Below are 12,573 nucleotides of genomic sequence, written 5' to 3' on the forward strand. Positions count from 1 at the left end.
TTAGGAATTAGGAGTTAGCAATAAAACTCATAAATCATAACTTATAACTTATAAGTAGGCTTTACAACCAAAAATATTAGAGTTGTCAACTTCAATACACTGCTAGTTCAATAATTTCTGACCAATTACGTTGGCTATGTGCGCTGTACCTTTACGGAGAAGCAAGCTAGCAAGAGTATCTGTCTGCGACACGTTGCGCGTTTGCGTAGCATCCCACAGGGAACTTAGAAAAGGTATCGCTATGCGGCAATCAATGAGCAGATTTACAAAAAAACAGTAATTTATAGAAAAATTCAGAATTCAGAGAAAACTATGAATCCAAGGCTTCCTTAGATCACAGAAGGTGTTGAGTCCCAATCACCCACTGTAAGCATTGCTGAATTTTGACAATTCATAAAACTCAACGATTTGACACAATTAACTGCTTGTCTGTCCATAGACAAGGGAATTTCAATCCAGAACTCAGTTCCTTGTCCAGGTTCTGATACACATCTTAGTGTTCCCCCATGTTTTTCAACTACAATCTGATAGCTAATTGATAAGCCTAATCCTGTACCCTTACCTACAGGCTTAGTTGTGAAAAATGGATTAAACAGTCGCTCCTTAACTGCTTCTGTCATTCCTGAACCATTATCAGCAATTCGGATCACACAGTTAGTTTCTATGACTTCCGTAGTAATTGTAATTGTATTAGGATTAGCATGAATTTCTGCGATCGCGCGTTTACTGTTATAGTTTTCGAGCGCATCGATTGCATTACTAATAATATTCATGAATACTTGATTTAGTTGACCAGCGTAGCAATCTACTAAAGGCAAATTCCCATAATTTTTAACTAATTTTATACCAGTATTATCAACACTATTCTTAAACCGATTCTGTAAAATCAGCAAAGTACTATCCAGCCCTTGGTGAATATCAACTCTTTTCTTCTCTGCTTCATCAAGACGAGAGAAATTCCGCAGGGACAAGACAATTTCAGAGATCCGTTCGGCTCCTACTTGCATCGAATTTAGGATTTTGGGTAAATCATCTAGTAAAAAATCTAACTCAATTTCCTTAATATATTCTTGAATTTCTGGCACAGAATTGGCATAAAACTGCTGGTAAAGAACCACAAGTTTTAGCAGGGACTGTGTATAATCTTTTGCATATTTCAAATTCCCGTAAATAAAGTTAACGGGGTTGTTAATTTCGTGAGCAACTCCCGCAACCAACTGTCCTAAACTGGACATTTTCTCAGCCTGAACTAATTGGGCTTGAGTTTGCTGTAGTTCCCGAAGCGATTTTTCCAATTTTTTAGCCTGAGCCTCAGCAATTTCTGCTAAATTCTCCTTAATTTGTAGCGCACTCCGTAGTTGTGCCCTTTGCTGTTTTAGTTCGCTTGTCAACTTTTTGGCATCAGTTAAAGCGGTGTTCTGAGCTTGCAGTAAAAACAGGAAATCAACAATTGGGTCGTGAATCGCAAAATCTTTGAGTTTGATACCCAGTGGAGCCAAGCTAGTCGTATCTGTAATCCAGGGAGAACCTAAAAAAAATATTACCTCCTGCTCTGGTTGATACATCATCTGGCCCTTGAGCTGCATTCCATTGTGAATAAACTCTAATATGAACAGGGCACGAGACTGTTTACCAATAGCATCAAAATCGACCAAAATTTTTGGGCGATTAATCTGGAAATGCTTCTCAATCAATTTACCAACTAATGGTTCAGGACTAATGCGCCCTAATACATCACCAGCTTGTACAATTTCCCGATTACGGCTAAAGGCAAAATGGAAAGGAAAAGCTTTCGCCAGTAACTCTGGTGAAAGCGTCAGGTGAGGAGGAGACATGCTACTTCACTCAATTTGGTTTATAAATCACTAAAAATTCATCATGTTCAGCACCATCATCTCGACTCTGGGTCTGGGTAATATGAACTTCTGTATCAAACCTGGTTCCCAACCCCTTGACTAGTCCAAGAATCATTGGCGTTAGCCCTTCTCTATCAGAGCGATAATGTAGGCTCAAAGAATTTTCCTCCATATCAGTACACTCAAATGATGGAGGCTGAAGTTTAGGAAAACTAACTCCTACACGAGCATGAAGATTATCAAGATTTTCTAAAAACTCAGGGAGTGCATCTCCGCTCATATCCATCATTTCGCCATAGCCTTCTTGAGCTGTGTACTGAACCCAGAATTCGCCAAAAGCTTGCATAATCTCTGAGGGAGATAGACCGAGAACGACACTAGCAGCTTTTACCAGCCTGTGGGTGATGTCATCGGGATAGCCTTCCATACTGAGGAAAACATCTACATCTACCTCTGCTTTGTGCTTAATTTCTTTCCAAGTCTCTTCGCCAAAGCGACTGCACACCATGTCTTGAATCGCCTTGTTCACTAATCCGTACATGGAAGCCTCCTCTTGCTGCACCTAATTTTGCTTTGTGAATTTGCCCAAGACTTGACAACTAATTCTTTAAAAGGGTTATTTAAATGACACAATTTTTTGTAGACAAACCTTGAAATGTTTTATTACAGCTTTAAAAGCCGAAAAAATAGGGGAAAACTGTTCACATTTTAATGCTACAAATCCTTGTTGTGGTAACCGTATTTTCACTTATTGCTTTTACCCACTACCTTGTCAAGCTATAGGAATCCGCTTTAATTTTTGAACTTATTAGACTTAACAGGCAATAGGTAAGAAAGCAATAAGGCATTTTGAGTTGTACGGAGTTTTTTCAAAAATTAAATATGAGTCCTATAGTTTGGAGGTTTTGTAGTAAGCACTTTAGTTCTTACTACAAACTTGCTTACCCATCAATTTGAACTTAACAAACTACTGTATTTATGCATCAAAAGGCAGCCAGGAATCAGTATAAAAGCCATATTTAGAGATTTGACGCTGAATTCCGTTAAAAAATTGAACACGAGCATCCATAGCTTCTGCGATAGCCAGCTTGATCTTTATATCCTCTTCATTCATGGTTATTCGAGGTTCAATTACTGCTGCTAGCTTTGCTGCATGACTATCATCCACATCAATATGGACTTCAAAAAAGATCAGCGATTCTTTGGGTAAGGGAGTAGCGCCGACAATTCCTTTATATAGCTGCGTGTACAGTGAGCTAACAATCCCTTCGGAAGCATAACAGACAGCACCCAGTGCAGCTAAATAGCCGTACTTATGTGGCATCCGCAAGTAGGTTTCAATAAGGGCGAGAGTTTCAGGTGCAGTGGGCAGTGCTGTCAGAGTTTCGTCGTGGATACCAAGTGCGCGGGTAAATTTACGAAATAATTCCGGGTGGGACTGAGTTGTATCTCCCTGTCCCATTTCGTCAAATAGATTTTCTAAGATGACTAACTGACTACTTTCATCTTGACAGCAAGACAAAATACTAGCCAAGATACGATTAAATTCTTTGGAGAATTTGTACATCTGAACAGCTAGTACCTGTACGTCTGGTAAAAATAAATTTCCAGTTCGACAGCGGATGAGAAACTCATGATTCCATAGAGGATGATTAACCGTTATGTCACGGAAGGAATCTGTCACTAAAGAAGATGTCTGTATCATCGTGATATTTGTAGGGCTAGATGGAGTGGTTGGTCGACTAAGGGGCTAAAAAATGATTCATCTATTGCGATATGTTCTGGAGTCACACGCAATTCTTGTAAGAATGGCATCGTATTGAAGCCAGCAATTTTAAGAGCATTAAAGTAATCCTCAAGAGTTTTGTGAATCAATTGCACATTTAGCCAAGAGCCGTCTCGTTTCCAAATCCGACCAGGAAACTGCTGATCTCGCTTGCTGAAATAGCCTGCACCCTCAACTTGAAAATAAAACGGATATGCTGCTTCCCGCATATATGGAAAAGATGGATGGGGAACGCTGAATACAAATCGACCGCCTGGACGAAGAATGCGTGCAACTTCTGTCATGCATTCTTGGGTCTGAGCAATTGTCAAATAGTTAAATAGAAAAACTGCAACAACTAGATCAATTTCGCCATCATCAAACTGCTTGAGATTAGTAGCACATCCTACTTCATAGCTAATACCCAACGCATTTTCTACTTCTTGCAAGTTTGCTGCTGCAATCATTCCTTGGGAAAGGTCTATTCCATGCACCTGTGCAGCGCCACGTCGGCGTAATTCTCGACTGCAATAACCTTCACCACAACCTATATCGAGTACTCGCACCCCAGCAACAGGCTCACAAAGCTCTAGTACAAAAGGGCGTGCTGTAAAGTCTGATAGGGAAGTAGGTTCTCCTCTAATCCACTCTGATGCTGTGTGGTTATATAATTTTTGAGTTGAGATTTTGTGATTTGACATTTTTAAGTGTTTATTTATATTTGAGTTATGTTTGTCTTGCTCAATTTCATTCAGATAAAGCTGAAATACTACTGAATATATATGTTTTAACAATTAATATGTTTTATTGATAATGTTAATTTTACTGATTTTATTTTGCTTGGTGATTTTGTATTTAAAAACTAACATTTTCAAAAAAATGATTAACTTGAAAATACCATCTTGTTAGTTTCTTTAAATAGAAACAGATAAATTATATTTAACTTCATAAAGTTTACTATTTACTTAATTAATAGTTACTTCACATATAGCTAGTTTGGTTTATAAACTTCAACTTCATCTATATTTTATTAAAAAAGTTAAAATTAGCTTTTTTAATAAAGATAAGTAAGATAAATAAAACAGTATATTTTACGAAGTAGAAAAAAAGTAATCTTGTTAATTTGTAATAACCAGATTCGTTTTGAAAGCGAGATGGCTTTGGATAGATGAGTTATTTAGCCAATTTAAAATAACGTTGGAAGAAATGATGTTAAAAGAACTATTAGCAGAATCACCAGTATGCAGCTTAGAATATGAACGTGCGATCGCATTTTCTGAGCTTGGCGATCGCCTCTTTGATGAGCTTGCTGATAAAATTGCTACAAAGCGACAGTACCGACTACTGTTTGAACACACATTAAAACCTGAGTTATTCCAGCAGATCCGAATTGCTGCTGCCGGTTATATTTCAGCATGTCTGAATAGTCCTATCATTCTTTCAGAAGCTGAAATGCTTGAACGGCTAATAGAAGCAAGAAATACTTTGTCGAACTATACTGGCACTGGTCTTTTGATGCCCAAGCGAGAACATACTTTGGCATTTAACCTCTTTCAAAAAAGCGTAGCTGAGGCTTTCTACCAACTAGGAGCAAATGACCTAATTGATGCGGTGGATTTACCAGTAAATCTCCGCATGGTCTACGGCAAAACTGATGCAAAGAAGCTAGGTTTACCCTTCGCTAGCTCAAAATGCCACAGTGATGTCTGGGCAGGTGTTGCTGCTGATGCTACTGTAGTGGTTCTACCACTGTTTGGCGACATCGATAATATAACCATTGAAGCGGGTGAAATGCCCCGCGAAATGGAACTACCGTCTATGCAGGTAATGTCAGACTTCGATGAAGGTCGGAATATTCCAATGGTTGTCTCCTACACAGAAGCACAACTTCAACACGGAACGATGTACTTTAATGATGCCCGTGGATTGCATCAAACAGTAAGAAGGAAAACTGAAGGTCTGAGAATTTCAGTAGATTTTCGGTTTCGTAGAAAATTTAATGAAGCTTACCGGGCAATGGTAGCATCTAATATTGCTGGTATTGAAGAAGATATGAGTGTGCCCTATGAAGACTGGCTGAAAGTTGGGAAAGAAACACTAATTGTATTTGATGAAACTTCTGAACAAGCAAGGAAAAAACAGAATTCTGGCGCTCCAGTTCCCCTATATACTCGTGGGTATCGCATTGTAGAAATGTTCAACTTTTAACTTTTAGGAATACAAGCAACAAAAAAAAAAGAGGTCTAATACCAGACCTCTTTATTAATCTTTATCACCCATAGACCTAGATGCTGAGTGGGACAAGTACTTTAAAAAAGCTAACAAGCTTGATTAAGAGTACCTTATTTCTATCTGAGTCAATTGCATATTTTGCAATTACAGTAGTTTGCACGTGAGGTACAAAATGCAGGACTCAAAATCAGCAATCCGAATTGAATCGTGAAAAAATACGTAGATTAAACATCAAATATAAAAGTTAAATTTTATTCAGCCCTGGCGATTAGAAATCGCTGCTACATAGACTAAACCCGCCTAAGCAGGTTATTTTATTAAGTTCACGCAGGTATACTTTGTTTGTGTAGCAGCTAATTATATGCTTAATTAACAGATTGTTTGTAGTATCAATTATCAACAAAAAAGAGGTCTTTGCTGACCTCTCACCAATTCCCTAAAATAATGTTCTATTTACAGAATTACGACAAGCCAGCATTAGCACCTTGCTTGCCAGTTGCCAGTTCTACTTTGATGATTTTACCGCCTGCTTTTTGAATGCGTTGCTGTTCGCGGAACCAGTTTTCATAGGGAACTAACTTAGTGAAGTAAGTATTTTGCAGTTCACGTTGGGTACGAATTCGGGTTTGGCTAGGAACTAGAGCAGTAATTTTAAAAAAACGGGCCATGTTTTGAAAATCTCCTGTAAACTTTGTGAAAACTTTTTTTATCTCAAAATCTTGAGTGCAAATCTTTTAATCATTCCAAGGCTGGAAATCAAACATCAATACTAGACCACCAACACTCATCGCTGATAATTTACCAAGATAAGCAATATAACGTTCTAGCACTCACGGTTGATTTCCAGACCTTAATAAAGCCGCACCTAAATTCTTAAGCGCAAACTAGTTCTTAGCTTAAGCCAGAAGAGATATAGTCTAAGTAAACACCCATTTCCTTACCAGCATCAGAACCAACCAAGCTAGCGGTTACTTCCTTGATTGCTTGGATAGCTTGAACAGTAGCACCAACGGGAACTCCTAAAGAGTTGTAGGTTTCCTTCAAGCCATTTAATACACGCTCATCCAAAATGGAAGGATCGCCAGCTAACATAGCGTAGGTGGCATAGCGGAGGTAGTAGTCCAAATCACGGATGCAAGCAGCATAGCGACGGGTGGTGTACATGTTACCACCTGGACGGGTGATGTCAGAGTACAGCAAAGATTTTGCTACAGCTTCTTTAACGATCGCAGCAGCATTAGCGCTGATGGTGCTAGCAGCACGTACTCGCAGTTCGCCAGTGGCGAAGTAGCCTTTTAGCTTCTCTAAAGCAGAAGAGTCTAGGTATTTACCTTGAACGTCTGCGGAGTTAATGACAGCGGTAATTGCGTCTTGAGCCATGTTGTTAATTCCTTATTTCCAACCGTATTGCAATACTTCTGTTTCAGTGAGTAAACAGCTTTACCCTATCCTAGAAGAGCACCAACTAGGTAGTCGAAGTAGCTACCAGCTTCACTAGCGTCATCACCAGACAGCAATGTACCAGCTACATTCTTCAGCCCACGGATACCTTCAGCGACGCCATCGATAGGAGTTCCCAAGGACTTGTACAGTTCACGGGCACCGATAACACCAATTTCTTCGATGGGGGTAACATCACCAGCAACGATACCGTAGGTAACGAGGCGGAGGTAGTAATCTAGGTCACGCAGACAAGTAGCAGTCAATTCTTGACCGTAAGCGTTACCACCAGGAGACACAACATCAGGACGCTTTTGGAACAGTTGATCGCCAGCTTGCTTAACGAGCCGTTCGCGATTTTCTGACAAAATTTGAGCAATCCGCACACGGCGCTCACCACTTGCAACGAAGGATTTGATCCGATCTAACTCGCCAGGGCTGAGATAGCGGGCTTCTGCATCAGCATTCACGATAGCTTTCGTGACAATACTCATTAATGGATTCCTCCAATACGAATGAAACCAGGATTTGATTAAACTGGTGCGACTTTAAAGTTGGTTCACTGAGTTTATTTTCTCGTCCTTTTAGACACAACAGTTTCATAACTGTTACGGCTAATAAATTACGAGTTTTCTTGAGTCCACACAAGTACGCAAGCTTTTAAACTCAGTTACCTTCCGCAAAACATTTTCCGGCATTCTGTTGAGCATTTATGACTGCTCTTAACACTTTGTAATATTCCTTTTCAGAATTACCTGTTTTAGCTGCAATCTGAGAGCGATATTACGAAAGGTTACGAAGGGGACAGGGGACAGGAAATAATTTATTCCCTATTCCCTAATCCCTAATTTCTCTTCAGTCGCCTGAACACTGCCGAGTTAGTTACCTACTGGCAGAGATGGGAAGCGGTTGTAAGGCACAACATCTTCACCAAAGTAGCGGCTATATTCTGGGCTTTCGACTATTGCTTCTACAGCAGCCGACAAACCACTATCAGCTAGCAGCTTGTGATACTGGCGAATTTCTTCCTGATCTGCGGGTGTACGCCCCAACAGGTGACGGAAGAGGAACTCAATGACCTTGGCATGAGGATAAGGTGACAAGAAGCGCTGGCGATAAATTTGGGAACTGGCTAGTTCACGCACAAACTCCCGCACGGAAATTTCACCATTCTGGAGTTTGCTGTCTAGGTCAGGACGGCGGAAATTATCAGGTACTTCACCGCTAAATACATCCAACACTTGGCGGTAAATGGCGTTGATTGCCTGTTGTATTTCGGCTTGGTTGGTGCTTTCCGTTAGACGGTAAATGCGTGCATGTTTACGCACACCCAATTCCACAGTTTGTCCGGTAACGTCGTTGTAGGAACGACCCAGTTCAGCAAAGGAGGGCTTGCTCTGGTTTATACCATTTGTTTGCGCTGAATTTGCGATCGCCTGCGTTAAAAGCGGCGTATCGTTACTAACTCCTACACGCGGTTGCACTGGCTTAAAGCTAGGCACAACTACGTCATCATTTTGCTTGGTAAGCTGGTTGTACAGCTTCTCTGTATTCGGGAAGTTTGCCGCAGGTAAAGTTGGGAAGCGACGGTAAGGCACCGTATCTTCACCAAACACTTGGTTATATTCCACACTATCTACCAATGCACCGATAAAGGCACGAATACCTTGAGTAGCCAAAATCTGGTTATACTTGCGGATTTCTGCTTGGTCTAGTGGCGCACGTCCCAAGAAGTGTTTGGTTCCTAACTCAATCACCTTGGTGTTGGGGTAGGGTGTGTAGAATTCTTTCAGGTAGAGGTTAGAGTAACCCAAACCTTCAATAAACTCCTTCACACTGATTTCCCCATTCCCTAACTTGCTTTCCCACGCCGTAAATTCGTTTTTGGCGATGTAGGGAGCAATATCGCGCTCAAAAATCTGACGATATGCAGCACTAATCAAAGTTTGGACTGCAACTTTGTCACTGGTATTAGCCACCAGTTTAAAGATTTTGGTTTGTTCGCGTTGCTTGCTGACACCTTGGTTAATGCGGAACTGAATATCTGGTTCTGACCGTTTTTCTGTGACTGTACCCAATGTCACAAAACTTGGTGTTACTTCCTTCTGAACTTTCGCCGCAACATCTTCACGAATAGTACCAACGCGCAATTGTCGCCCTGATACACCACCAGGAGTCAGATACCGTTCATAAGGAATTGTATCTTCACCAAATGCTTCGGTGTATTCTACGCTGTTAATAATGGCATCAACCACCGCGTAAAAGCCTTGCTTCGCAGCAATGTCAAAGTACTTGTTGATTTCTTGACGACCATAGGTCGGACGACCCAACAAGCGGCGGTGAATATACTCGATCGCTTTACAAACATAGAGCGATGACCAGTACAGATTGCGGAATACATCCGACTTAGCCAAAGCACGGATAAACTCCCGCACAGAGATGTCGCCGTTTTCCAGCTTGATTTCTAATACCTTTGGGCGCTGACCTTCGTAGAGTTCACGACCGAAAACTTGCAGGTAAGCGGCTCTAATCACAGCTTGCGTAGAGCTTTCGGAGAATCTGACACTAGAACCTTTGGCAGCTTTTCTACCAATAGTACCAGGCAGCTGATCTAACTTGAACACCTTAGGTCCAAGAGTCCCAGGAGCTTCACCCCGCGCTTTGGGATTACTATTTTGGTTATTAATCCCTGCCCCTTGGTGAATTAGGATGCGCTTGGTATCCTTGCCAAAAGGAGCCGGACGGGTGCTGGGGTTGCGAGTTTCTTTCGGGAAAATCGCCCCAAATTGAATTTCCAAGGGGTCATTACCAGAACCATAAGGATGTTGGTCTGGTAGTGGTTGTTCGTAAGCAGCAAATGTGGTAATAAACTGAGGTATCTTGCGGAAAGGTGCACTGTAGTTAAACAGGTCTTGCTGCGGCCCCCAATTGCGACATTCTTGTGCTTCTTGTCCCAGGCCCCGCAGATAGGGTACTGTTTCTTCGCCAAAATAGTCGCCGTATTCAGCAGAATCTACTAAGGCATCTACTAAGGCTGGCAGACCACCGTTAGAAATAATTGAGAAGTATTTTTGTACTTCTTCACGGCTACTTGGGCCTCGTCCTAGAATGTGACGGAAAGCCAGTTCAATGACTCGGCTGTTAATAAAAGGCTGGTAAAACTGTTTTTGGTAAAGGGGAGATTTAGCTAGACGACGGACAAACTCTTTCACGGAGATGTCGCCATTTTTCACCTTGGATTCTAGGTCAGATATGGACAAGCTATAAGCACGGGTAATGTCGCGCTCAAAAATTTGCCGATATGCAGCCTTGATTACCTCATTTTTTTCGCTACTTGACAACCCAGTTTTCATCACAAACTTGGGACGCCGTTCTGCCGCATTAAAGTAAATTTGTGGCAGTTGCAACCCTTGCTGGTCGCTTGAGGGGCGTTGGCGGACTTTATTTGAAGGTGTGGCTGCTTTGAATTCTGTTAGCAAAACATCCATGTACTGAGACACAATTTCTGTAGCCTCAGCATCCTTGCGGAAAAAGGAAAGCGACCCGGCTTTGATTTCTTGCAAAGCTACTAGCGTTGCTTCACCAGAGCAGGCATTTTCAATTATTTCCCGCAGACCCCGTGTGTTCACCGCTATGATGTTGGGGTCGCCAGCAACGATCGCATAAGTAGCGTAGCGCAAGAACCAGGATAAATCCCGCAAGCTCTTGGCCATGTTGCTTGGGCCATATCGAGCAATATTAATTGGTCTGAAACCTGGAGGTGTCGGGCCACTGGGGGATGAGTTAAATATTGAGCGTAAATTTTCTAGGAACCCACCACGACTTTCAACGTAGGTTACAGTTCCCAGTTGCATCCCTTGTTGAACATTAGCACCACCACCACCAGCAGTTACTAGTTCTGCTTCTCTGGGCTTTTCTAAAAAAGCCATTGGCGAACCACCGACAAAAATCCGGTTGGCAGCGCGAGATACAATAATCTCGGCATTATCCGTCAGCGTCTGGGAAATTTCTAGACGCTTTGCACCAGATGCAAAATAGCTTGCCAGTTCATTTAACTCACCACTTCCCAAAAAGCGGTCTTGCTGCTCGGCTTGGGTAATTGTCGCTACAGCTAGGGTTTGATATAGTTGCGGACGCGCAACTGAGCTTCCACCACTTGCCTTAACACTCATCGGATTTGTAAAACTCCCATCATAATCATTTATGTGTTAAGTCTGGGTCGCTTTGAGGCTTGACACATCGGTGCGTCTGTGCTTTATGAGCTTGAGAGTACTGCCTGCAAAACTGCCAGTAAATTAACCCAGTTAGCTTTTAGATTAGAACGTTTTGCGTTCTCAAGGCTGGTTTATTAAGAAGTGTGTAGAACCTGTAGCTTAGATACATCCAGTCTTAAAAGTACATACTCTTGTTTGGCTGAGACAAAATCTAAGTTTTGTAACTAAGTAATAGGGTAAGCATGGTCTACTGATGCTGAAAACCCTTATTGTGATGTTTGTGGCAGTGTCCACTCTACGATTATTACAACTTATACAAAATTTTAGTTGAAACCAAATTGCCTTTAGCAATCTCAGTGGACAGTAGTCATTAGTCAATGTTAAGTTGTTTTTGCTACCACCAAATGGGTATTGACAAATAACGCCACGCTGGAAATAGTTTTTAAATTGTGGTGTTTTAGGTATTCGCTACCAGTATCTTTAACCGGAAAATACTATGCAGAAAAGTTCTAAATTTAACTATTTATTCAATGCTACTCTGTCTGCGATCGCAGTTCTTTTAGCTATCACTCCTGCAAATGCGCTTCCAGAGCAAAACATTAGCACCGTTGTTAAGTGGGCAAAAACGCGATCACAACTACCAACTTTGAGATACAACAGCGAAGCCCACGGCTATGAGGGTACAAAAAGAAATTTATACTTTTATGCTGAGGTCACGCAAGAAAATGGAACAGTGATCAAAGAAGGAATAACTGTGAGTGGTGACTCAAGCATCAAATTCACCACAAAAAATACCAAAGGAGTCAAACTACTAGAAAATATTTACAATTTAAACATTGCCAATGACTTCAAGCAGTCCCAGTATGTTACAAAAATTGGTCGCGACCAATTTTACCGTGGAAAAAAGTTTGCCTACATAACTGCGGTGGTTCAAGATGGAACTAATTTTCAGATAATTCCCTTGAGAAATTTACAAGATACAATCAATAAAACCAAATATTGCCAAACCCATGAATGTGACATTTGATTAACCTCAGAGCTTTGAATTGATGATTGCCAGTTCAAA

Annotated in this window: 9 protein-coding genes and 1 pseudogene; 2 read left to right on the plus strand and 8 right to left on the minus strand. The window is 41.2% G+C overall.

The features are described from left to right. Nucleotides 1-329: 329 nt before the first annotated feature. The 4 genes from H6G92_RS16025 to H6G92_RS16040 form a co-directional block, all read right to left on the minus strand. A complete protein-coding gene (locus H6G92_RS16025; RefSeq protein WP_190894646.1) occupies nt 330-1,835 on the minus strand; it encodes a sensor histidine kinase in 1,506 nt (501 codons plus the stop codon). A gap of 10 nt (nt 1,836-1,845) precedes the next feature. Further along, the gene (locus H6G92_RS16030; RefSeq protein WP_190894647.1) at nt 1,846-2,397 is read right to left on the minus strand and encodes a heme NO-binding domain-containing protein; all 552 of its coding nucleotides are present in this window, start codon (nt 2,395-2,397) and stop codon (nt 1,846-1,848) included. A gap of 435 nt (nt 2,398-2,832) precedes the next feature. Next, complete coding sequence (locus H6G92_RS16035; protein WP_190894648.1) at nt 2,833-3,561, minus strand: TenA family transcriptional regulator; 729 nt, start codon at nt 3,559-3,561, stop codon at nt 2,833-2,835. Beyond that, the gene (locus H6G92_RS16040; RefSeq protein ID WP_190894649.1) at nt 3,558-4,322 is read right to left on the minus strand and encodes a class I SAM-dependent methyltransferase; all 765 of its coding nucleotides are present in this window, start codon (nt 4,320-4,322) and stop codon (nt 3,558-3,560) included. Before H6G92_RS16040 ends, H6G92_RS16035 begins: the two co-directional genes overlap by 4 nt. 505 nt (nt 4,323-4,827) lie before the next feature. Between H6G92_RS16040 and H6G92_RS16045 the strand changes: the two genes are divergently transcribed. Further along, the gene (locus H6G92_RS16045) at nt 4,828-5,829 is read left to right on the plus strand and encodes a hypothetical protein (protein ID WP_190894650.1); all 1,002 of its coding nucleotides are present in this window, start codon (nt 4,828-4,830) and stop codon (nt 5,827-5,829) included. Between the two features lie 485 nt (nt 5,830-6,314). Here H6G92_RS16045 and H6G92_RS16050 read toward each other — a convergent pair whose 3' ends face one another. The 4 genes and pseudogenes from H6G92_RS16050 to H6G92_RS16065 all read right to left on the minus strand — a co-directional run. Next, nucleotides 6,315-6,521 carry a phycobilisome linker polypeptide gene (locus tag H6G92_RS16050; RefSeq protein WP_190894651.1) on the minus strand — a complete coding sequence of 69 codons (207 nt, stop codon included), beginning with the start codon at nt 6,519-6,521 and terminating at the stop codon, nt 6,315-6,317. A gap of 223 nt (nt 6,522-6,744) precedes the next feature. After that, complete coding sequence (gene apcB, locus H6G92_RS16055; RefSeq protein WP_069068902.1) at nt 6,745-7,233, minus strand: allophycocyanin subunit beta; 489 nt, start codon at nt 7,231-7,233, stop codon at nt 6,745-6,747. A 65-nt stretch (nt 7,234-7,298) separates the two neighbouring features. Then, entirely contained in the window at nt 7,299-7,787 is a 489-nt protein-coding gene (apcA, locus tag H6G92_RS16060) for an allophycocyanin subunit alpha (protein ID WP_094341663.1), read from the minus strand. Nucleotides 7,788-8,174: 387 nt separating this feature from the next. Continuing rightward, nucleotides 8,175-11,465: pseudogene (locus H6G92_RS16065) on the minus strand (phycobilisome rod-core linker polypeptide); the annotation flags it as partial. 538 nt (nt 11,466-12,003) lie between these two features. On the opposite strand from H6G92_RS16065, the gene H6G92_RS16070 reads away from it, so the two are divergent. Beyond that, the gene (locus H6G92_RS16070; RefSeq protein ID WP_190894653.1) at nt 12,004-12,534 is read left to right on the plus strand and encodes a hypothetical protein; all 531 of its coding nucleotides are present in this window, start codon (nt 12,004-12,006) and stop codon (nt 12,532-12,534) included. The last annotated feature ends 39 nt before the right edge of the window (nt 12,535-12,573 follow it).

The sequence above is a fragment of the Nostoc foliaceum FACHB-393 genome (assembly GCF_014698505.1).
Classification (GTDB): Bacteria; Cyanobacteriota; Cyanobacteriia; order Cyanobacteriales; family Nostocaceae; genus Nostoc; species Nostoc foliaceum_A.